We start from the raw sequence: 22,053 nt of genomic DNA, 5'->3' as shown, positions 1-22,053 counted from the left end.
CTCCTACCAGTTATCTCACTTCCCCTCAGCCGGTGGAGGTGTTCGCCAGGCGCTTGCTGGCCGACGAGGCCTTGTGAAGCGAGCGCCCGAAGATCTGATCCGAATTCTGCAACCCGCCGCGCCGGCGGGTTTTTTCATTGGGCGCCGCCAGGGTGGAATCTGGCGGTTTTGCCGAATTTGACGCGCGTCAAATGCGCTCGTGGTTGCGCATGACATGGGTGAAATCTGATGCATAGAATCTCGCCGTGATAATTTTTTTGTCATCGCCATGAAACTGCATCTAGACGCCGAAGTGCTCGCCGACTTCGTATCCGCCCTGTTGGGGCCGGACAGCGAGGTGGCGGTGCACGATCTGTCCAATCCCAGCGCTTCGCTCAAAATCATCCGCAACGGGCATGTGTCCGGCCGCAGCGTCGGCGCGCCGGCCACCGATCTCGCCTTGAGCATGGCGCGGGAGTGTTCCGGCAAGGGCGGCGAGGATTACCGGCTGAACTACCGCAGCAAGACCAGGAGCGGCGTATCGCTGCGCTCGTCCACCCTGGTGATCAAGGACGACGCCGGCCGCGCGCAGGCCATGCTTTGCGTCAACTCCGACGACAGCCGCTACAAGCGCGCGCTGGAGGCGGTGCAGGCGCTGCTGCCGGCGGAACTGTCTCACGATCCGCACCAGGAAACGCTGTCGCAGGGTATCGACGATGTGGGCGTGGGCATCATGCAAAGCGTGTTGGAGCAATACGCGATCGATCCGGCGCGCTTGTCCGGCGATGAAAAATTGGAGGCGATCCGGGAATTGAATCAGCGCGGCTTGTTTTCCGTCCGCGGATTCGTCGGCAAGGCCGCGCAGGCGCTGGAGATTTCCGAGCCCACGCTTTACCGCTATCTGAAGCAGTGTCGTGACTGAGGGCTTCTGATTCGCGTCCGTCGTCCCTTCCCGCGCTGTTGGCGCAGCGCGGCGGGGACATCCAAGCATCCGGTTGGCGCCGGAGCGCTTGGGACAGCAATGAAACCACTAAAGGATCAACGAGTATGGACATCACCCAGGTGGGCGTCAAGCCCAGGGCAAGCGCTGCCGAGCGCGCGGGAATGAGCGAGGCGGAGTGGCGGGAGGCGGTGCGTTTCGACGGCATCGACCGCGGTTGGGTCGTGATGAGCATAGGCATGGCGATAGGCGCCGGCATTGTGTTCCTGCCGGTGCAGGTGGGGCTGATGGGCTTGTGGGTTTTCCTGCTGTCGTCCGTCATCGGCTATCCGGCGATGTATCTGTTTCAGCGTCTGTTCATCAACACCCTGGCGGAGTCCCCCGAGTGCAAGGACTACCCCAGCGTGATCAGCGGCTACCTGGGCAAGAACTGGGGCATTTTGCTGGGCGCGCTGTACTTCATCATGTTGGTGATCTGGGTCTTTGTGTATTCGACCGCCATCACCAACGACAGCGCCTCCTTTCTGCACAGCTTCGGCGTCACCGAGACCTTGTTGTCCGCCAACCCCTTCTACGGCCTGGGCCTGATCTGTCTATTGGTGGCGCTGGCCTCCCGCGGCGAGCAACTGCTGTTCAAGATTTCCACCGGCATGGTGTTGACCAAGCTGGGCGTGGTGGCGGTGCTGGGCCTGGCCATGGTGTCGGAATGGAAGCTGGTCAATGTGGGCGCTTTCCCGTCCGTGGGCAGCCTGATCAAGGACGCCATCATCATGCTGCCGTTCACGCTGACCTCCATTCTGTTCATCCAGAGCCTGAGCCCGATGGTGATTTCCTACCGCGCGCGGGAAAAGTCGCGCAAGGTGGCGCAATACAAGGCGATGCGGGCGATGAACATCGCCTTTGGCATCCTCTTCGTCACTGTCTTTTTCTATGCGGTGTCCTTCACTCTGGCGATGGGGCATGAGCAGGCGGTCAAGGCCTCGCATGAAAACATCTCGGCCCTGGCCATGGTGGCCAGCAGCATGCCGGGCGATATGGTCAAGCTGTTCAGCCTGATCCTGAATATTTTCGCGGTGATGACCGCGTACTTCGGCGTTTATCTGGGCTTCCGCGAGGCCTGCCAGGGCCTGGCGATGAATCTGCTGCGCCGGGTGATGCCGGAGGAGCGCATCCGTCCGGATTGGGTGGCCAAGGGCATCATGGTGTTCACCGTTTTGCTGTCCTGGGGCGCCATCGTGCTGAACGCGCCGGTGCTGAGTTTCACCTCGATCTGCAGCCCGGTCTTCGGCCTGGTGGGCTGTTTGATCCCGGCCTATCTGGTCTACCAAGTGCCCTTCCTGCACAAATACAAGGGCGGCGCGCTCAAGATCATCATCGCCACCGGCCTGCTGTTGTGCGTGTCGCCCTTCCTGGCCTTCTCCTGAATTTCCGCCGCCGTTCCATTTTGCGGGCGGCGGCAAGATTTTGATTTAATTTGATTGGAAAGCGTAATCACCATGTGTACATCGACTCTCAACACTGATTTGTGGCCGAAGTTCGTCAAGGCGGCACGCGCGGAAGTGGCGCCGGCGCTGGGTTGCACCGAGCCGATTTCATTGGCCCTGGCCTGTGCCATCGCTGCCAAGACGCTGGGCCGCGCGCCTGAGCGCATCGAGGCGCGGGTATCGCCCAATCTGATGAAGAACGGCATGGGCGTGACCGTGCCGGGCACCGGTGCCGTGGGCCTGCAGATCGCCGCCGCGGTGGGCGCGCTGGGCGGCGATCCGGACGGCAAGCTGGAAGTGCTCAAGGGTTTGAGCGGTGAAACGGTGGACGCGGCCAAGCGCATGCTCGCCGAGCATCGCGTGACGCTGAGCATCGCGGACGTGCCCAACATCCTCTATTCGGAAGCCCGGGTTTTCGCCGGCGAGGAGACGGCCCGCGTCTGCATCGCCGATTCGCACACCCATGTGGTGCTGATCGAACGCAATGGCACGGCGTTGTTCCGCGCTGAACTCGAGACCTCCGGCCAGGCCGGCGCCGCGTACGATTTTTCCGACGCGACGGCGCGGGATGTCTACGACTTCGCCACCCAGGCGCCGCTGGACATGATGGACTTCATCCACGAGGCGGCCACCTTGAACGAGGCGCTGTCGCGGGCGGGCATGGGAGGGCAGTTCGGCCTGCATATCGGCGCGACCTTGCACAAGCAGGTGAGCGCCGGCTTGCTGTCGGATAATCTGCTGACCCGCATTCTCACCCGCACCACGGCGGCGTCCGACGCCCGCATGGGCGGCGCCACCCTGCCGGCGATGAGCAATTCCGGTTCCGGCAACCAGGGTATCGCCGCCACCATGCCGGTGGTGGTGGTGGCCGAGCATGTCGGCGCCGACCGGGAAACCCTGACGCGGGCGCTGATGCTGTCTCACTTGATGGCGATTTACATCCACGCCCGCTTGCCCAAGCTGTCCGCGCTGTGCGCGGTCACCACCGCGTCCATGGGCGCGGCGGCGGGCATGGCCCATCTGTTGGGCGGCGGCTACGCGGTGGCCGGCATGGCCATTTCGAGCATGATAGGCGACCTGGCCGGCATGATCTGCGACGGCGCGTCCAATAGCTGCGCGATGAAGGTGTCCACCTCGGCCGGCTCGGCCTACAAGGCGGTGTTGATGGCCTTGGACGGCGTGTGCGTGGCCGGCAGCGACGGCATCGTCGAGTGCGAACTGGACGCCTCCATCGCCAACCTGGGCAAGCTGGCCAGCCAGGGCATGGTGCAGACCGATGTGCAGATTCTGAAAATCATGATGGACAAGCAGGCGGCCGCCGCGAGCTGATGCGGCGGCGGGTTTGCGCGCAGCCGGCGTCCGGCTTGACGCCCTCGAAGCGTAACGGTTTCGGGGGCGTTCCTCATGGCGTGGCGTGTTTGCGTTTGCAGCGTCCAGCACGAGAATCGGGCAGGCGATGGCGCAAAACGACAGTGTCTTGCGGCGCGCGCGTGATGATTCCGGACGCGGAAAATCGCCGCTGTGCGGGTTTTTAAGGGGAGGGCCGCGGCGCTGCGCCGCTAGGAGCTAAAACCAGGAGATGGTGCGAAAGGAGAGACTCGAACTCTCACGCCTTGCGGCGCTGGAACCTAAATCCAGTGCGTCTACCAATTCCGCCACTTTCGCTTTGATGCCGCTTGCAAATCCGGCCAGAAGCCCTAATTTGCAAGGGAGTGCAAGAATACCCGAAGCGCTTTCCCGGCGCAAGCCGGCCCGCCTGGAAACTTATTGCCACGGCGGCGGTCACTGTCGGTACAATTTGATAAAAATCCCTTTGGAGAAAGGCTTAATTATGCACCCGAACCTTGAGACGGCCTATCAGACGACCGGTATGGCCGAGGTACGCCATAAGGTTCTTCGCAATACTTATGGTTTGCTGGGCTTGTCGATGATCCCCACAGTGATGGGGGCCATCGTCGGCACCAATATGAATTTCGGCTTCCTGGCCGGCAGCCCCATCATCGGCATGCTGGCGATCCTGGCCGTGTTTTACGGCCTGGTGTTCGCCATCGAGAAAAACCGCTACAGCTCGGCCGGCGTGTTCCTGATGCTGGGCTTCACCTTCCTGATGGGCTTGCTGTTGGGGCCCTTGCTGCAACTGGCGTTCAAGTTTTCCAACGGCGGCCAGCTGATCATGACCGCGGGCGCGGCCACCGCGCTGGTGTTTTTCGTGATGGCGGGCATCGCCACCACCACCAAGCGCGATCTGAGCGGCCTGGGCAACTTCCTGACCGTGGGCGCCATCGTGCTGATGGTGGCGGTGGTGGCCAACATCTTCCTGCGCATGCCGGCCTTCCATCTGATGATCTCGGCGGCCTTCGCGCTGTTCAGCTCGCTGATGATTCTGTGGCAGGTCAAGGTGGTGGTGGACGGCGGCGAGGACAGCTATATTTCCGCCGCGCTGTCCATCTACATCAGCATCTACAATCTGTTCACCAGCTTGCTGCAACTGCTGCTGGCCTTCGCCGGCGAGCGCGACTAAAACCCGCGCCGGCATCGCCTTCCAATCAAAACGCCCCGTCCGGGGCGTTTTTTTGTTCCTTTTTTTTCCCTTCCCTAGCGCTTCTGTCTGACAAATCCTGACGCCCGCCCACTGATCCGGCGGCGCTTTCGGCTGGCTGCTCGCGGCGTGGCTGGCGGTGGCTTGTCTAGTCATTTCCCTGCTAAGCGGTTGATTTTGACAAGATTTTTCTGGCTTTGTTGCTTCGTGTTGTCATATTTGCGAATGGGAATTATTGCATTTTGTATTATGAAGTTTTTATATACGATAAAAATAAATAGGACTTTGGCATTTTTGGTTTTGATGATTCACTGCTTAGGCAGGCGCCGCTTGGGCCGGCTGAACGCGGCGACGGACGCCGCCTCGGCGGCCCGGCGCGAGCGCCGACGCAGGTTCGCCGCATGGCGCCCGGAGCAGGGCGGCTAGTGTTCCGGGTTTGGGCGCCGGCGAAGAACCGAGGATTTCACCGCCGCTGGCAGGCGGCGGCGAATGGCCGGGAGCGATGGGGTGGCAGCCCCGGACTCGCGGCGGTTGTTCCCTATCGACAGCAGTTTCGACACTTAGGAGATGCAATGCGTATCCATATCACGGTGGGCGCGGTTTCGCTGGCCCTGGCGTCCCTGGCCGGTCAGGCCGCAACGCCCTTGCAAGCGGGAGATCCGCTGGTGTCCCAGCAATGGTTCCTGCAAAACACGGGGCAGAACGCGTTCTCGCAGCGCGGCGGCGTGGCCGGCATCGATCTGAACCTGGCGCTTAGCCATTCGCGCAGCATCCAGGGCCGCGGCGTGACGGTGACCGTCATCGACGACGGCTTGGAAATCCGCCATCCGGACCTGGCGGGCAATGTGGTGCCCGGTTCCAAGAACCTGGCCAACAATAGCGACGACCCGACCCCCAGCTCGGCCACCGACAGCCACGGCACGGCCGTGGCCGGCATCGCCGCCGCGGTGGGTTTCAACAATCTGGGCGGCCGCGGCGTGGCGCCAGCGGCCAGCCTGAACGGCTTCAACTGGCTGAAGGCGCAAACCACCGCCGGTTGGATGTTGTCTCACGGCAAGTCGCCGAGCGACAGCGCCGGCCAGTCGTCCACCCTCTCCCGCGTGTTCAACCAGAGCTACGGCAGCTCGGCGATCCGCTCGATCCCGGGCAATCCGGACACCGATATGACGCTGCGGGTGCGCGACGAAGCGCACGAGGACGTCAGCCTGCGCAGCAACGGCGGCAAGGGCGCGGTCTTCGTCAAGTCGGCGGGCAACGCCTACGTCAGCTTCCAGTCCGGCTCTGACGACGACGGCAAGCCCACTTATGTCTTGGCCAAGGCCGGCAACGACGGCCTGCCGATCCAGGACTCCAACCTGACCACCGACAACAGCAATTACTGGAACGTGGTGGTGTCGGCCTTGAACGCCGACGGCGTGCGCTCGTCCTACTCCTCGGTGGGCGCCAACGTGCTCTTGACCTCGCCGGGCGGCGAGTACGGCACCGCCAGCCCGGCGATGGTGACCACCGATCTGGTGGGTTGCGACCGCGGCTCCAACTCCACGCTGCGTCCGTCCACCAATCAGTTGCACGGCGGCACTGCGCTGGACCCGAATTGCGATTACCGCGGCACCATGAACGGCACTTCCGCCGCGGCGCCGGCCGCCTCCGGTTCGTTTGCGGTGTTGATGTCGGCGTATCCCAATCTGAGCGCGCGCGATGTGCGCGATCTGCTGATCAAATCGGCGCGCAAAGTGGACGCCAATCATGCCGGCGTGACTCTGGCGTTCAAGGACGCCAAGGGCGGCGCGCACAGCTACCAGGCTTTGCCGGGATGGCAGAACAACGCCGCCGGCCTCGCTTTCCACCCGTTCTACGGCTTCGGCCTGATCGATGTGGACAAGGCGGTGGAACTGGGTCGCAATCACAAGCCGCTGACGGCGCTGGAGAAGACGCGCTGGCAGACGGTGTCGGTGATGAAGGCGATTCCGGACGCCAGCGAAGCCGGCCTGGACAGCGCGTACACCCATGCCGAGGATTTGACGGTGGAAGCGGTGCAGGTGCTGGTGGACGCGAAACACGGCCGCGCCAACGACCTGGCGGTGGAGCTGATCTCGCCGGCCGGCACCCGCTCGGTATTGCTGTCGCCGCGCACCGGCCTGGTGAATGAGAGCTACGGCCTGAACCAGCAGCGCCTGTTGTCCAACCACTTCTACGGCGAATCGGCGCGCGGCCAATGGCGGCTGCGCGTGATCGACACCAACGGCGCCGAGTACTATTACGACTACCGCGACGCTCAGGGTCAGCGCACGCTGAGCCTGCCCAACGCCGCCGGCACCCTGCGGTCTTGGTCCATCCGCTTCATCGGCCACAAAGGAGCATAACGATGAAACATTCCCTGATTCTGGCCGGCCTGCTGGCCCTGGCCGCCGGCGCCCAAGCCGCCGACGTTCCGTCCTTCAAGCAGAAGCCGGGCGGTCAGCCGCTGGTGATCAACGGCAAGACTTATTACAAACAAGCGGCGCCGGCCGGCAAGCTGCCGCTGGGCGTCAGCGCCCGCTCGGCGGCGAGCGAAGGCGGCGCGACGCTGAAGCGCGGCGACGTGCTGCGTTCCGAAGGCGAACTGGCGCCGTCCAAGGTCAGCGGCGTGGTGATGGTGAAGCTGGCTTCGCCGCGCGACGAGGCCGCGCTGGCGCGCGATCACAGCCTGAGCGTGCGCTACCGCACCCAGAGCGTGGTGGTGTTCGACGCGCCGGCCCAGGCCGAGCTGCTGTCCTTGCAGCAGCGTCTGGCCGCGGACAAGCGGGTCAAGCAGGTGCAGTTGGAGGTGTTCAGCAATAGCGAGTTGCCGCAGTAAGGGCGTTCGCCAGTCCAAAGGACGACGCCGGCCCAGGGCCGGCGTTTTTCATGCCTCGGCGGTGTGCGGCTGCAGGTGGCGGGTGTTTTGGCCCAGTTCCACCAGCAAGCGATCCAGCCGCGCGATGGCGTCGGCGATGGCCTGGGTTTCGCCGGACAGGCTGCGCGTGGATTCGCCCACCGCGGTGATGTCGTGGGCGAACTGGGCGAAACCCTGGTTCTGATTGGCTTCCGCTTGAGACATCTGGCTGAGCAGGCTGGCCAGCTCGCCGGTTTCGCGGATGATGCCGGAGAGTTTTTGCTGGGCGTCCACCGAGTGGTCGCGGCCGGTCCGCATCTGCTGATTGCCGTCCCGCATCGCCACCAGCGCCTGATTGGTGCCGTCGACGATCAGCCGGATCTTCTGCTCAATGTCCAAGGTGGCGTTCTGGGTGCGCTCGGCCAGCTTGCGCACCTCGTCGGCCACCACGGCGAAGCCGCGGCCCAGCTCGCCGGCGCGCGCCGCCTCGATGGCGGCGTTGAGCGCCAGCAGATTGGTCTGGTCGGCGATGTCGCGGATCAGCTGCACGATGCCGCTGACCTCGGCGCTGCGTTCGCCCAATTGTTCCAGCCGGCCGGAGGCCAGCGCAATCACCTCGCCGGCCTTGCTCAACTGGCGCACCGCCTGGTCCATCGCCTCGCCGCCGCCCAAGGCCGCCTGGCCCGCGGTGTGCGCCAGCTGGGTGGCGGTCACCGATTGCTCGGCGTTCTGGCTGGTGACCACCGCCATCTGCTGGGCGATCACCACCATGTCCTCGGAGCGTTCGCGCTGGCTGGCCATGGTGTCGGCCATATTGCCGGTGCTGCCGGCGATGTCCCGGCTGGCGCTGGAGGCGGCCTGGATGGACTGGGTCAGCTGGGCCATCAGCTGCCGCATCGCCTGTTGCGCCTGTTCGGCCTCGCGCCGCGCGCTTTCCAGTTTCTCGAAGCTTTTGACCTTGGCCTTGTCGAAAGCCAGCGCCAGGGCCAGCACCACCAGGGACAGGCCGGCCAGAGACTTGGCTTGCAGCTTGGGGATTTCCGCGCGGGGAATCGGGTTGGCCGGCAGCAGGCCGCGGGCGCTCAGCCACAGGAAGAGGCCGATGGCGGCCGCGGTCAACGCCAGCCAGACCATGCCGGAGACGCGGGTGGCGACGAAGACGGCGGTGAAGGGAATGGCGGCGAACCAGACAATGCTGGTGGATTGGATGCCGCCGTTGACGTAGACCATCCAGCACACCATCGCGTACATGCAGCTGGTGATGAATTCCGCGCTGAAGCGCACCGCGCCGCTGAGCTTGAGCAGCAGCGGCCCCAGCAGCAGGCCCAGGCCGCCTAACGCGATGCCGGCGGCCATCGCGCGGTGGCCCAGTTGCAGGTATTCGACGGCGAACAGCGGCGCCACCAGGCCGGCCAGCAGGCCGACGCCGACGACGGTGCGGCCGCGGATCGCCTGTTCCGGGGATAGGCGGACGCGGTCCGGAATGAACCATTCGGTGATGGTTTGAATCGACATGGAGTGCCCCTCTGATGCGTTGTAGACGCGGCTGCGGACGCAGCTTGTTGTTGTGCGGCTCTTATGGCGCTCCAATGTAAAACAATTGTTTGAATTAACGCAATGGCATGACCGGACAGGGCGGCGAAGGGGAGGGGCGCTGTTGCGCGGAACGGCGAAACCGCCTGCCGGGCGGCAGGCGGTTGGGGGAGGGCGGCTTCAGTTCAAGCGGACTCGCCTTGCTCCGCCTGCAGCGCGGTCAGCGCGATGGTGTAGACGATGTCGTCCACCAGCGCGCCGCGCGACAGATCGTTGACCGGCTTGCGCAGGCCTTGCAGCATCGGGCCCACCGACACCACGTTGGCCGAGCGCTGCACCGCCTTATAGGTGGTGTTGCCGGTGTTGAGGTCCGGGAACACGAAGACGGTGGCGCGGCCGGCCACCGCGCTGTCCGGCGCCTTCTGGCGGCCCACCGATTCCACGCTGGCGGCGTCGTACTGCATCGGGCCGTCTATCAGCAGGTCCGGCCGCTTTTCCTTGGCGATGCGGGTGGCTTCGCGCACTTTTTCCACGTCCGAGCCGCTGCCGGAGGAACCGGTGGAGTAGGAGATCATCGCCACTCGCGGCGGAATGCCGAAGGCGGCGGCGGAGTCCGCCGACTGAATGGCGATGTCGGCCAATTGCTCGGCATCCGGGTCCGGGTTCACCGCGCAGTCGCCGTAAACCAGCACCTGCTCCGGCATCAGCATGAAGAACACGCTGGAGACGATGCGGGCCCCCGGCGCGGTCTTGATCAGCTGCAGGGCCGGACGGATGGTGTTGGCGGTGGTGTGCACCGCGCCGGACACCAGGCCGTCCACTTCGTCCAGCGCCAGCATCATGGTGCCCATCACCACATTGTCTTCCAGTTGCTGCTCGGCCATCGGCGCGTTCAGGCCCTTGCTCTTGCGCAGCTCCACCATCGGCGGCACGTAACGGCCGCGCACCTCGTTGGGGTCGATGATTTCCACCGATTCCGGCAGCGTCACGCCCTGGGCTTCCGCCACTTGCAGGATTTCGGCGCGCTGGCCGATCAGCACGCAGCGGGCGATGCCCTTCTCGTGGCAGATGGCGGCGGCCTGGATGGTGCGCGGTTCGTTGCCTTCCGGCAGCACAATGCGCTTATTGGCCTTGCGCGCTTTTTCCATCAGCTGATAGCGGAAGGCCGGCGGCGGCAGGCGCAGTTCCTGCGGCGCGCCGATGTATTGCTTCAGCGGCGCCACGTTCAGGTGTTCGGCGACGAATTCGATCACGCGCTCCATGCGCTCGCGGTCGTCGGACGGCACTTGCAAGCTCATATTGTTGAGCGCGCTGCTGGTGTCGAAGGTATTGGATTCGCTGGCCATCACCGGCATGCCGCCGGTGAAGGCTTGCTGGCACAGCAGCATGATGCGCGGGTCCGGCATCGAGTCGCAGGTCAGCAGCAGGCCGGCCAGCGGCACCCCGTTCATCGCCGCCATCGCGGTGGCCAGCACGATGTCCTCGCGGTCGCCCGGGGTGATGATCAGCGCGCCGGGCTTGAGCAGGTGCACGATATTGGGCACGGTGCGGGCGGTCACCACCATGGTGCGCACGCGCCGGCTGGTCAGTTGGCCGGCGTGCAGCAGCCGCGCCTTCAGATGATTGGCCACGTCCAGCGTGCGCGGCGCCAGCAGCTCGGGTTCGTGCGGGATGGCGCCCAGCAGCGGCAGTCTGACCTTCTTCATCAGGCTGCCGCTTTCCAGCACCTCGGTGGCGATGTCCTGGGCGTTCTGATCCTTGGGCACCCGGTTGAGGATGTAGCCTGCGACTTGTCCGCCCTGACCGCCGCCAAAGGCCTGGATGCTCATTTCCAGTTGCTCGGCGATCTCATGGCTGGCCAGGTTGTCGGCGGCGCTGACCAGGATGGTCTGCGCCTGCAGATTGCGGGCGATCTTGGTGTTGAGGAAGGTGGAGAACACCTGCTTCTGGTCCGGCACCAGGCCTTCCACCAGCACCACGTCCACCTGATGGGCCGCCTGCTGATACAGGCTGACCACTTCCTCCATCAACTGATCCACCTGGCCCTTGGACAGCAGGTGTTCCACCCGCTCCATCGGAATCGGCTCCGGCGGATTGAGCCGGCAGATGGCGCGCGCGAAGTGGGTGGAGCGCTCCGGCTCCTTGGGGTCCGCGCCTTGGGCGATGGGCTTGACGAAGCCGACGCGCAGGCCGGCCTGTTCCAGGCTGTGGATGGCGCCCAGCGCCACCGAGGTCAGGCCGGCGTTGAAGCCGATGGGTGCGAGGAAAAAGGTTTGCATGGTTTCAGAGACTTTCCTGTGACGCGCGGCGGGAATGGGCGCGAATGGCGGTCCGGCACCGACCGAACGGTGTCGCAGGCTGCAGGCGCTTGGCGCGATGAGTCGTTAAATTCAGCATTTCGGCAAAAATCAGCGGTTTTGTCGCCATTGAACCCGAGCTCGCGGCCGCGGCGGCGGGCATGGATTCCCGCTGCGTCGGACGCGGCTTTCAATCGGTATAGCATTGCCGGAAGCCGGCGTCAGCGCCGCGGGGTCTCCGGCGAAAAGCATGGCTGCGCCTGCTTTTACGCGGCAGGCATTGTAACTGGCGGCATATCGGCTACAGTCCAGATGGGGTCAGGCTCCAGGGCCGGACGGCGGCGATGACGGCGATTATAACATCATGAATTAAGCGACTCTAATATTGCATTGCAGCGTGAATGCTAAAGCTTTGATTCCTATCAAAAATATTATTCTAAGTATGATTTGGGTATGGCAAGCTGATGTTTTTACGCCAAGAACCCGCTTCCAGCAGAGAGGAAAGGCTTGCCCCGGTGGGGGGGCGGGGGCATAATCCGCCCCTCGGCCGCAAGGTTCGGCCTTGTTTTTGTTGATTGTTTTTGATAGTCCCGCAAACTCGTTTTAAGCGAGATTCGGCTGGTCTTATATCTTCTACCACGGAGGTGTGGGAATAATGTCTGATCTGGCTTCCGCTCAGTTGCTTCAAGCTTCTGCTGCCCAGCTACCCGTCTATACCTATTTCGATCCTGCCTATTACGCTCAGGAACAGCGGCTGCTGTTTGGAGACGCGCCCCTCTACTATGGCCATGAGCTGATGACGCCGAACGCCGGCGATTATCAGACTCTGGAATGGATGGGCCACGGCAAGATGCTCAAGAACGTGGATGGACGGGTCAAGCTGATCTCCAATGTCTGCCGCCATCGCCAGGCGGTCATCTATAAAGGCCGCGGCAACGGCAATCATATCGTCTGCAATCTGCATGGCTGGACTTACGACGCCGAAGGCGCTTTGCTGGGCGCGCCGCATTTTCCGGAAACGCCGTGCCTGAAGTTGAACCAGACCGAGCTGACGCGTTGGAACGGCCTCTTGTTCGACGCGCGCCGCAATGTGGCGCGCGATCTGGAAAACCTGGGCGTGGCCAAGCACATGAGTTTTGACGGCTACGCCTACCATTCCAGCCATCTGAGCGAGTACGGCTTCAACTGGAAGACCTTCATCGAAGTGTATTCCGAGGATTACCACGTCGATCCCTTCCACCCCGGCCTGGGCAATTTCGTCGATTGCGGCGACCTGAAATGGGAGTGGGGCGCGCAATACCATGTGCAGACCGTGGGCGTGAAGAACCAGCTGGCCACTTCCGGTTCCCGCGCCTACGGCAAATGGCATGAGGAAGTCCGCCGGCGCTACGCCGATCAGCAGCCGGAGTTCGGCGCCATCTGGCTGACTTACTACCCCAACATCATGGTGGAGTGGTATCCGCACGTGCTGGTGGTCAGCGTGGTGATGCCGCGCGGGCCGGAGCAGTGCACGGTGTTGACCGAGTTCTACTACCCGGAGGACGTGGTGTGGTTCGAGCCGGAGTTCATCGAGGCGGAGCAGGCGGCCTACTTCGAAACCGCCAAGGAAGACGACGAGATTTGCTACCGCATGCACGAAGGCCGACGCGCCTTGTGGCTGCGCGGCGAGAACGAGGTGGGGCCTTATCAATCTCCCACCGAGGAGGGCATGTTGCACTTCCACGAGTTCTACCGGCGCAAAATGGGCGCGGCGCTGGCTGGTTAAGCGGCGGCTTGCAGTGTCATAATGGAAAGGCGCGGACCCAGTCCGCGCCTTTCTTATTCTGGTTTGCCCGATTCCATGCTCAAAACGCTTTTCCGCTGTTTGCCCTTGTCGCTGGCCTTGCTGGCTCCGCTGGCCCAGGCCGCCGTCTATACCGACGCCGCCAGCCGGGTGCGTTTCAATGTGCCGCCGGGCTGGAAGGTCCGCCCCAGCGTGGTGGACGGTCAGCGCGTGCTGCGCGTGGTGCCGCCCAAGGCGGACCAGCGCGAGCGCGCCGCCATCGATGTGCAGGTGTTCGCGCGCAAGCCGGGGCGCGGCGACACCCTGGCCCGGCTGGCGCAGAAATACCGCCGCGAGGGCGATAACCGCGAAGCCGCCAATTTCGCCCGCGGCAACAGCCGCAGCGGCCGGCTGGTCACCGAATACCGCGACGGCCGTTTCGTCTCCAACCGCTTGTGGATCGTCCGGCATAATCTGCACGTGTTCCAGCTGGGGGACAAAAAGCGCATGGCGGAGGCGCGCTGCGCCGCCAACGCGTCGGAGTTCAAGACCTACCGCCGGCAGATGGAGGCCATCTGTCTGTCGCTGGAATTGTTGAAGCGATGACGCCGGCGCTGAGCGAGGGCGCGAGAACCCTGGGGCTGCGCTTGCGCCAGGGACGTTTGGGCTCCGGCTGGATGGTGGTGGCGGCCCTGTGCTTCGCCTTGATGAGCATGTTCGTCAAGCTGGGCGCCGACGCCTTCGGCTCCACCGAGCTGCTGTTCTGGCGCACCGCCATCGGCGCGCTGACCTTGGGCGCGGCGATGGCCTGGAAGCGCCAGTCGCCGCGGACGCCGCATTGGCGCGGCCACATCAAGCGCAGCTTCGTCGGCTATATGTCCATGGTGGCGCTGTTCTACGCGCTGACCCGGCTGCCCTTGTCCACCGCGGTGACGCTGAACTACACCTCCTCGCTGTTCTTCGCCTTATTGTGCGTGGTCAAACTGAAGGAGCGCCTGACGCCGCGCACCGGCCTGGCCTTGTTGCTGGGCTTCGTCGGCATCGTCATCCTGCTGCGGCCCACTTTCAGTTCGGCGCAGTGGCTGGCCGGCCTGATCGGACTCTTGTCCGGCGTCAGCGCCGGCTACGCGGTGTTTCAGGTGAGGGAGCTGGGCCGGATGGGCGAACCGTCCTGGAAGGTGGTGTTCTGGTTCTTCTCCGTTTCCAGCCTGTTTGGCGGCGTCTGGCTGATCCTGGGGCCGGGCTTCAGCGCGGTGACGGCGGACAATGTTTTGCCGCTGCTTGGCGTCGGCGTTTGCGGCATGCTGGGCCAGCTGGCGATGACTCGCGCCTACAAGGACGGGCGCAAATACCTGGTGGCCAGCTTTGCTTATCTGACGGTGCTGTTTTCCGTGCTGCTGGGCGTGGTGTTGTGGGGCGACCCGCTGAGCGGATGGTCGCTGGCGGCGATGGCCTTGATTGTGGGGTCCGGCCTGATGGCGGCCCTGCGTTGAAACAGAACTTGGATATTCAACAACAATGCATAAGGATAACGTGGTTTGACTAGTGGAAAGTGGCGCCTGGGTTCGGGCTGGATGGTGGTGGCGGCGGTGTTTTTCGGCCTGATGGGGGTGTTCGTCAAGCTGGGCGCCGAGTATTTCTCCTCCACCGAGCTGGTGTTCTGGCGCACGCTGATGGGCGTGGTCACCCTGGGCGCGGCGGCCTTGTGGCGGCGCGATCGCTTCGCCACCCCCTTGCTGCGCTATCACGTGCAGCGCGGCCTGATCGGCTACGTCTCGATGCTATTGTATTTCTACGCCATCGCCCATTTGCCGCTGTCCACGGCGGTCACGCTCAACTACACCTCGCCGATGTTCCTGGCGCTGCTGTCGGTGGTCCTGCTGCGCGAGCGCCTGCCCAAGCAGGCGCTGGCCGGCCTGGCGCTGGGCTTTGTCGGCGTGGTGCTGTTGCTGCGGCCCACTTTGTCCAGCGAGGCCTGGGTGGCCGGCCTGCTCGGCGTCGGCTCCGGCCTGCTGGCCGGCTGGTCTTATCTGCACGTGCGGGAACTGGGCCGCCAGGGCGAGCCGGAATGGAAGGTGGTGTTCTATTTCGCGCTGATCTCCACGCTGGGCGGCCTGCTGCTGATGTTGTTCGAAACCTGGCACCCGGTGACGCTGGAAAACGTCTGGCTGCTGCTGGGCCTGGGCGCCACCGCCACCATCGCCCAATTGGCGATGACCCGCGCGTATAAAGTGGGGCGCAAGCTCTTGGCCGCCAATCTGTCCTATCTGACCGTGGTGTTTTCCACCCTGTTGGGCGTGGGGCTGTGGGGCGACCCGCTCAGCGCCGCCGGCTTGGCGGCGATGGGTTTGATCATCGTCAGCGGCATGTTGGCCAGCCGGCGTTAAGCTGGAAGCGAAATCCGGCGCTGCGCCGGACCCGGCCTGGAGGGTGGGAGGATGGCGGTACCGGCGGACAAGGCGGCTTTGCTGGCGGCGATGAGGGACGAATACCAGCGCTTGCGCGCGGTGTTGGCGCGGGTGCCGCCGGAGCGCGCCTTCGACCAGGAACTGGACGGCCACGCCAAGAACAGCCGGATGAGCGCGGCGGATCTGCTGGCCTATCTGCTGGGCTGGCAGGCGCTGGTGCTGAAGTGGCACCGGCTGGAGCGGGAAGGCCTGCCGATAGACTTTCCCGACGCCGGCTACCGCTGGAACCAACTGGGCCTGCTGGCGCAGAAGTTCTACCGCGATTACCAGGGGATAGGCGATTGGACGCGGCTATGCGCGATGCTGGACGACAGCCAGCGCCAGGTGGAGGCGCTGGTGGAAGGTTACTCCGACGAGGCGCTGTACGGCCGCGCCTGGTACGACAAATGGACGCGCGGGCGGATGATACAGTTCAACACCGCCTCGCCCTGCCGCAACGCCCGCGGGCGTTTGGCCGCCTGGCTCAAGACGCTGCCGGCCGCCTGAAAAAGCTTGCCGCGCCAATGCGGCCAGGCCTTAAAATGAAAGCGACACCGCAAAGGAGAAGCACATGATCTCGATACGCGAACAACACTACGGCCTGGACGTGGCGCTGTACAACGAATTCACGCTGGCGGACTTCAAGCTGCTGGAAGAGGCCTTGCTCAAGCGCCAGTCCGAGTGCGCCAAGCCCGACCTGCTGCTGGACCTGACCGAGTTGAAGGACTTCACGCTGGACATGGCGGTGGAAGAGGTCAAATTCATGCGCGCCCATGAAAACCACGTCGGCCGCGTGGCGCTGGTGGTCAGCGATGTCTGGATCAAGCTGGCCGCCCACATCGCCGGCCTGCTGTCCAATACCCGCACTCAGTATTTCGATACCGCGGAAGAGGCCCAGGCCTGGTTGGAAAGCCCGGTGGCGGCGGGCACCTGATTTGTCCGGTTGCGCTGATTTCGGGACGCCCTATGCGGCGTCCCGGTTGATTTTGTCGGCAATGGCGGTAGAGTAGCGGTTTTTGTTCAACTCGAAAGAATAAAAACCGATGTTGAAAAGCATTTCCCATCGTCTGGCGGCGGAACTCTCCGTCCGCGAGGCGCAAGTGGCCGCCACCATCGAACTGATAGACGGCGGCGCCACCGTTCCCTTCATCGCCCGTTACCGCAAGGAAGTCACCGGCGGTCTGGACGACACCCAGCTTCGCACCCTGGCCGAGCGCCTGGTGTATCTGCGCGAACTGGACGAGCGCCGCGTCAGCATCCTCGGCAGCATTTCCGAGCAAGGCAAGCTGAGCCCCGAACTGGAGGCCGCGCTCTACGCCGCCGACAACAAGACCACGCTGGAAGACCTTTACCTCCCCTACAAACCCAAGCGCCGCACAAAGGCGCAGATCGCGCGCGAAGCCGGGCTGGAGCCCTTGGCCGACGGCCTGCTGTCCGATCCTAGCCAGGACCCCAACGCCGCCGCGGCCGCCTATGTCAACGCCGAAGCCGGCGTGGCGGACGCCAAGGCGGCGCTGGACGGCGCGCGCGCCATCCTGATCGAGCGCTTCGCCGAGGACGCCGAACTCTTGGGGCGGTTGCGCGAAAAACTGTGGAGCGAGGGCGAGCTGGCCGGCCAGGTGGTAGCCGGCAAGGAACACGAGGGCGCCAAGTTCTCCGATTATTTCCAGCACCGCGAAGCCATCCGCGCCACGCCCTCGCACCGCGCGCTGGCGCTATTGCGCGGCCGCAACGAGGGCGTGCTCAGTCTGACGCTGAAGTATCAGCCGGACGAGACGCCGATCACCGAGCGCTCCGCCTACGAGCAGTTGATCGCCGCGCGCTTCGGCGTGAGCGACGCCGGCCGCCCGGCCGACAAATGGCTGCTGGACGGCGTGCGCCTGTGCTGGCGCGCCAAGATCTTCCTGTCGCTGGAACTGGAGCTGGTGTCGCGGCTCAAGGACGCCGCCGACGCCGAGGCGATCAAGGTGTTCGCCGACAATCTGCACGACCTCTTGCTGGCGGCGCCGGCCGGCCGGCGCGCCACCCTGGGCCTGGACCCGGGCCTGCGCACCGGCTGCAAGGTAGCGGTGGTGGACGACACCGGCAAGCTCTTGGACACCGCCACCATCTATCCGCACGAGCCGCGCCGCGACTGGGACCGCTCGCTGGCGGTGCTGGGCGCCTTGTGCGCGCGTCACCGCGTGGATCTGATCGCCATCGGCAACGGCACCGCCAGCCGCGAAACCGACAAGCTGGCGCAGGAGCTGATCCGCGCCTATCCGCAGCTGGGCATGACCAAGATCGTGGTGTCCGAAGCCGGCGCCTCGGTGTACTCGGCCTCGGAACTGGCGGCGCGGGAATTCCCGGATCTGGACGTGTCGCTGCGCGGCGCGGTGTCCATCGCCCGCCGTTTGCAGGACCCGCTGGCCGAGCTGGTGAAGATCGATCCCAAGTCCATCGGCGTCGGCCAGTATCAGCACGACGTCAACCAGAGCCAGCTGGCGCGCGCGCTGGACGCGGTGGTGGAGGATTGCGTCAACGCCGTCGGCGTCGACGTCAACACCGCCTCGGCGCCGCTGCTGACCCGCATCTCCGGCCTCAACGCCACGCTGGCGGCCAATATCGTGTCCTACCGCGATCAGAACGGCGCCTTCCGCAACCGCAGGCAATTGCTGAAAGTGCCGCGGCTGGGCGACAAGACCTTCGAACAGGCGGCCGGCTTCCTGCGCATCCGCGACGGCGACAACCCGCTGGACGGCTCCGCCGTGCACCCGGAGGCCTATCCGGTGGTGGAGCGGATCGTGCTCAAGACCGGCCGCGAGATGAAATCGCTGCTCGGCGATTCCGGCTTCCTGAAAACGGTGAAGGCGGTGGATTACACCGACGAACGCTTCGGCCTGCCCACGGTGATGGATATTCTGCGCGAGCTGGACAAGCCGGGCCGCGACCCGCGTCCGGAGTTCAAGACCGCCACCTTCCAGGACGGCGTCGAAGACATCAAGGACTTGCAGCCGGGCATGGTCTTGGAGGGGGTGGTCACCAATGTCGCCAACTTCGGTGCCTTCGTCGACATCGGCGTGCACCAGGACGGCCTGGTTCACATCTCGGCCTTGTCCAACAAGTTCGTCGACGACCCGCGCAAAGTGGTCAAGGCCGGCGACGTGGTCAAGGTCAAGGTGATGGAAGTGGACGCGGCGCGCAAGCGCATCGCGCTGACCATGCGGCTGGACGACGCGCCGGGCGCCGGCAACAGCCGCGGCCCGCGCAACGACGGCCCGCGCGCTCAGGACCGGCGCGGCGGCGACCGCCAGCGCGGCCAGCAGCCGGCCGGCGACACCGCGATGGCGGCGGCGTTCGCCAAGCTCAAGCGCTGAGGGGGCTGAAGTCAAAAACGGCGGGGATATTCCCGCCGTTTTTCATTCCGGCACTGACGAGAGCGGCAGCTTCATCGTCTGTTTGATCGCGTTCAAGGCGATGGTGGATTTGACGCTGCGCACCAGCGATAGCCGCATCAGCCGGTTCATCACGAAGGTGGACAGCGAGGGCAGGTCCGGCACCACGATGCGCAGCAGATAGTCCGCCTCGCCGGCGGCGGCGTAGCATTCCAGCACTTCCGGCAGCTCGTTGATGGCCTGGGCGAATTCCTGCAAGGCGCTTTCGCTGTGGCGCTCCAGGCTGACGTGGGCGAAAGCCATCACCGACAAGCCCACCTGTTCCGGCTTCAGCGCCACCTGATAGCCCTGGATCACGCCGCTTTCCTCCATGCGCTGGATGCGGCGGCCGATCTGGGACGCGGACAAAGCCACTTGCTGCGCCAGTTTCTGATGGGTGACGCGGGCGTCGTGCTGCAACGCGTCCAGGATCTGGTAATCGAAGCGGTCTAATTCAATTTTGCGCATAGTGAGCATTTCATGGCGGTTATATGCGGCAAGTGTGCAAAAAAAATCGCATACAGGCAAATTTTGCGGTCTTCCCGCATCGCTCCGGGCCTAAACTAGAGTTATCCACCTAAATATCCGGACCCACCGCCATGAACGACCGAGCCGATTTCGTCGTGCCCGACATCACCACGCGCAAGAACGTCGGACTCAGCCACGACAGCGCGGACTTCACCCTGCCGCAACCGCTGGAGCGCTACACCGCCGCCGACCACGCCACCTGGGCCACGCTGTACCGCCGCCAGAGCGAGATGCTGCCGGGCCGCGCCTGCGACGAATTCCTGGAAGGCCTGGAGCGCCTGGGCGTGGACGCGGACCGGGTGCCGGACTTCGCCAAGCTGAATGAACAACTGATGGCCGCCACCGGCTGGCGGATCGTCGCGGTGCCGGGCCTGATTCCGGACGACGTGTTCTTCGAGCATCTGGCCAACCGCCGTTTCCCGGTCACCTGGTGGCTGCGCGAGCCGCATCAGCTGGATTATCTGCAAGAACCCGATGTGTTCCATGATTTGTTCGGCCATGTGCCGCTGTTGATCAATCCGGTGTTCGCCGACTACCTGGAGGCTTACGGCAAGGGCGGCATGAAGGCCAAGGCCTTGGGCGTCTTGCCGATGCTGGCGCGCTTGTACTGGTACACGGTGGAGTTCGGCCTGATCAACACGCCCAAGGGCATGCGCATCTACGGCGCGGGCATCGTGTCCAGCAAGGGCGAATCGGTGTACTGCCTGGACAGCGCCAGCCCCAACCGCGTCGGCTTCGATCTGGAACGCATCATGCGCACCCGCTACCGCATCGACACTTTCCAGAAAACCTATTTCGTCATCGACAGCTTCCAGCAGTTGTTTGACGCCACCGCGCCGGACTTCGCGCCCATCTACGCGCGGCTGGCGGCGGAACCGACGCTGGGCGCCGGCGACGTGGCCCCGGCAGACAAGGTGTTCAATATTGGCGATCGCAGCGGCTGGGGCGATTCCGAGGATGTGTGAAGCCTGGCCGTGATGGCTGGCAAGCTTGGGATAGACCCGCCGCGGCGGGTCTTTTTATTTGTTTCGATTAAAACGAAAGCAGGGGTGTTTACTAGATTGATAAGCATTCTCATTTTTGTTAGAGTCCGTTTACGATCTTGCGAGCTAGAGCGAGACAAGGCGAAAACGGCTGAGAAAGCGGAATGTACACACGGTACATGAGCATTTCGAAGCCGTTTTCAACGCCGTATCGCCGCAGCGCAGCAGATCGTAAACAGGCTCTTAGATTGAGGCTCTGATTCCTATCGCTCAACCCAACAGGGGACACACCTTGAAAACGCACCTGATGCTTGCCGCCGTCCTGGCGGGTTTCGCCGGCCACGCCATGGCGGAAGACGTAGTGGTTTACAGCGCTCGCGCCGAGCAACTGCTCAAGCCCATCATCGAGGTTTACAAGAAGGAAACCGGCGTCAACATCAAGCTGGTGTCGGACAAGGAAGGTCCGCTGATGGAGCGCCTGCGCGCCGAGGGCAGCAACAGCCCGGCCGATCTGCTGCTGACCGTGGACGCCGGCAATCTGTGGCAGGCCGCCAAGATGGGTCTGTTCAAGCCGGTGAAGTCGCCCTTGCTGGACGCCAACATTCCGTCCTATCTGCGCGATCCGGGCCATGAGTGGTACGGCCTGTCCATCCGCGCGCGCACCATTTTCTACAACACCCAGAAAGTGAAGCCGGGCCAGCTGTCCAGCTACGCCGACCTGGCCGACCCCAAGTGGAAGGGCAAGCTGTGCCTGCGCACGTCCAAGAAGGTCTACAACCAGTCGCTGGTGGCGATGATGTTGTCCGATCTGGGCCCGGTGAAGACCGAGAAAGTGGTCAAGGGCTGGGTGGATAATCTGGCCACCCGCGAATTCCCGGACGACACCAAGATGCTGGAGGCCATCGCCGCCGGCCAGTGCGAAGTGGGCATCGCCAACACCTATTACTACGGCCGCCTGATGGAAAAATCGCCCAATCTGCCGGTAGGCATCTTCTGGGCCGACCAGGCGGGCAAAGGCACCCATGTGAACGTTTCGGGCGCCGGCGTAGTCAAGTACGCCAAGAACGAAAAGGGCGCGCTGAAGTTCCTGGAATGGCTGTCCAGCGCCAAGGCGCAGAATATGTTCGCCGACGTGAACATGGAGTTCCCGGTCAACCCCAAGGTCAAGCCTGACGCGCGCGTGGCCGCCTGGGGCGACTTCAAGCACAGCTACATCAATGTCGCCAACGCCGGTTCGCGCCAGGCGGAAGCGGTGAAGCTGATGGACCGCGTCGGCTACAAATAAGCCGCGGCG

The 22,053-nt window shown here is 64.1% G+C and carries 18 protein-coding genes and 1 tRNA gene; 15 read left to right on the top strand and 4 right to left on the bottom strand.

Annotated elements, in window-relative coordinates:
• Positions 1–268 precede the first annotated feature (268 nt).
• From NK214_RS06015 to NK214_RS06005, 3 genes are all read left to right on the top strand, one after another.
• Entirely contained in the window at positions 269–901 is a 633-nt protein-coding gene (locus NK214_RS06015; protein ID WP_235087437.1) for a transcriptional regulator, read from the top strand.
• A gap of 125 nt (positions 902–1,026) precedes the next feature.
• Positions 1,027–2,343, top strand: coding sequence for an amino acid permease (locus NK214_RS06010; protein WP_227104288.1), 1,317 nt, complete (start codon positions 1,027–1,029; stop codon positions 2,341–2,343).
• A 72-nt stretch (positions 2,344–2,415) separates the two neighbouring features.
• A complete protein-coding gene (locus NK214_RS06005; protein ID WP_253313964.1) occupies positions 2,416–3,732 on the top strand; it encodes a serine dehydratase subunit alpha family protein in 1,317 nt (438 codons plus the stop codon).
• Positions 3,733–3,983: 251 nt separating this feature from the next.
• Here the strand turns inward: NK214_RS06005 and NK214_RS06000 are convergent.
• Positions 3,984–4,068: transfer RNA gene (locus NK214_RS06000), tRNA-Leu, on the bottom strand.
• A 166-nt stretch (positions 4,069–4,234) separates the two neighbouring features.
• On the opposite strand from NK214_RS06000, the gene NK214_RS05995 reads away from it, so the two are divergent.
• From NK214_RS05995 to NK214_RS05985, 3 genes are all read left to right on the top strand, one after another.
• Positions 4,235–4,924, top strand: coding sequence for a Bax inhibitor-1/YccA family protein (locus NK214_RS05995; protein ID WP_039753556.1), 690 nt, complete (start codon positions 4,235–4,237; stop codon positions 4,922–4,924).
• A gap of 590 nt (positions 4,925–5,514) precedes the next feature.
• Positions 5,515–7,305: a S8 family serine peptidase gene (locus tag NK214_RS05990; RefSeq protein ID WP_227104284.1), complete on the top strand. Its 1,791-nt coding sequence runs from the start codon at positions 5,515–5,517 to the stop codon at positions 7,303–7,305.
• Between the two features lie 2 nt (positions 7,306–7,307).
• Positions 7,308–7,778: a hypothetical protein gene (locus tag NK214_RS05985; protein ID WP_107800096.1), complete on the top strand. Its 471-nt coding sequence runs from the start codon at positions 7,308–7,310 to the stop codon at positions 7,776–7,778.
• A gap of 48 nt (positions 7,779–7,826) precedes the next feature.
• Here NK214_RS05985 and NK214_RS05980 read toward each other — a convergent pair whose 3' ends face one another.
• Together NK214_RS05980 and pta are read right to left on the bottom strand one after the other, a co-directional pair.
• Positions 7,827–9,311 carry a methyl-accepting chemotaxis protein gene (locus tag NK214_RS05980; protein WP_253313963.1) on the bottom strand — a complete coding sequence of 495 codons (1,485 nt, stop codon included), beginning with the start codon at positions 9,309–9,311 and terminating at the stop codon, positions 7,827–7,829.
• A 203-nt stretch (positions 9,312–9,514) separates the two neighbouring features.
• The gene (pta, locus tag NK214_RS05975) at positions 9,515–11,608 is read right to left on the bottom strand and encodes a phosphate acetyltransferase (protein ID WP_235087450.1); all 2,094 of its coding nucleotides are present in this window, start codon (positions 11,606–11,608) and stop codon (positions 9,515–9,517) included.
• A gap of 673 nt (positions 11,609–12,281) precedes the next feature.
• Between pta and NK214_RS05970 the strand changes: the two genes are divergently transcribed.
• The 7 genes from NK214_RS05970 (at position 12,282) to NK214_RS05940 (ending at position 19,191) form a co-directional block, all read left to right on the top strand.
• Positions 12,282–13,391 carry an aromatic ring-hydroxylating dioxygenase subunit alpha gene (locus tag NK214_RS05970; RefSeq protein ID WP_107800093.1) on the top strand — a complete coding sequence of 370 codons (1,110 nt, stop codon included), beginning with the start codon at positions 12,282–12,284 and terminating at the stop codon, positions 13,389–13,391.
• Positions 13,392–13,466: 75 nt separating this feature from the next.
• Positions 13,467–13,994 (top strand): hypothetical protein, encoded by a 528-nt coding sequence (locus NK214_RS05965; protein ID WP_107801906.1) that lies wholly within the window; start codon positions 13,467–13,469, stop codon positions 13,992–13,994.
• On the top strand, positions 13,991–14,881 hold the full coding sequence (locus tag NK214_RS05960) for a DMT family transporter (protein WP_233246720.1): 891 nt from the start codon (positions 13,991–13,993) through the stop codon (positions 14,879–14,881). The genes NK214_RS05965 and NK214_RS05960 overlap by 4 nt, the downstream gene beginning before the upstream one ends.
• A gap of 81 nt (positions 14,882–14,962) precedes the next feature.
• A complete protein-coding gene (locus NK214_RS05955) occupies positions 14,963–15,775 on the top strand; it encodes a DMT family transporter (RefSeq protein ID WP_107800092.1) in 813 nt (270 codons plus the stop codon).
• Between the two features lie 51 nt (positions 15,776–15,826).
• The gene (locus NK214_RS05950) at positions 15,827–16,342 is read left to right on the top strand and encodes a ClbS/DfsB family four-helix bundle protein (RefSeq protein ID WP_253313962.1); all 516 of its coding nucleotides are present in this window, start codon (positions 15,827–15,829) and stop codon (positions 16,340–16,342) included.
• A 64-nt stretch (positions 16,343–16,406) separates the two neighbouring features.
• Positions 16,407–16,769: an STAS/SEC14 domain-containing protein gene (locus NK214_RS05945; RefSeq protein WP_048415463.1), complete on the top strand. Its 363-nt coding sequence runs from the start codon at positions 16,407–16,409 to the stop codon at positions 16,767–16,769.
• Positions 16,770–16,878: 109 nt separating this feature from the next.
• Positions 16,879–19,191 carry a Tex family protein gene (locus tag NK214_RS05940; RefSeq protein ID WP_253313961.1) on the top strand — a complete coding sequence of 771 codons (2,313 nt, stop codon included), beginning with the start codon at positions 16,879–16,881 and terminating at the stop codon, positions 19,189–19,191.
• Positions 19,192–19,233: 42 nt separating this feature from the next.
• Here the strand turns inward: NK214_RS05940 and NK214_RS05935 are convergent, their stop codons facing one another.
• A complete protein-coding gene (locus NK214_RS05935; protein WP_227104270.1) occupies positions 19,234–19,716 on the bottom strand; it encodes an Lrp/AsnC family transcriptional regulator in 483 nt (160 codons plus the stop codon).
• A 131-nt stretch (positions 19,717–19,847) separates the two neighbouring features.
• Between NK214_RS05935 and phhA the strand changes: the two genes are divergently transcribed.
• Together phhA and NK214_RS05925 are read left to right on the top strand one after the other, a co-directional pair.
• Positions 19,848–20,741, top strand: coding sequence for a phenylalanine 4-monooxygenase (gene phhA / locus NK214_RS05930; protein ID WP_107800089.1), 894 nt, complete (start codon positions 19,848–19,850; stop codon positions 20,739–20,741).
• 310 nt (positions 20,742–21,051) lie between these two features.
• Positions 21,052–22,044, top strand: a complete 993-nt coding sequence (locus NK214_RS05925; protein WP_107800088.1) for an extracellular solute-binding protein — start codon at positions 21,052–21,054, stop codon at positions 22,042–22,044.
• The last annotated feature ends 9 nt before the right edge of the window (positions 22,045–22,053 follow it).

The sequence above is a fragment of the Chromobacterium sp. S0633 genome (genome assembly GCF_024158805.1).
Taxonomy (GTDB): domain Bacteria; phylum Pseudomonadota; class Gammaproteobacteria; order Burkholderiales; family Chromobacteriaceae; genus Chromobacterium.
Note: the sequence above shows the minus strand (reverse complement) of the source record. Positions and strands in the feature narration are given on the sequence as shown.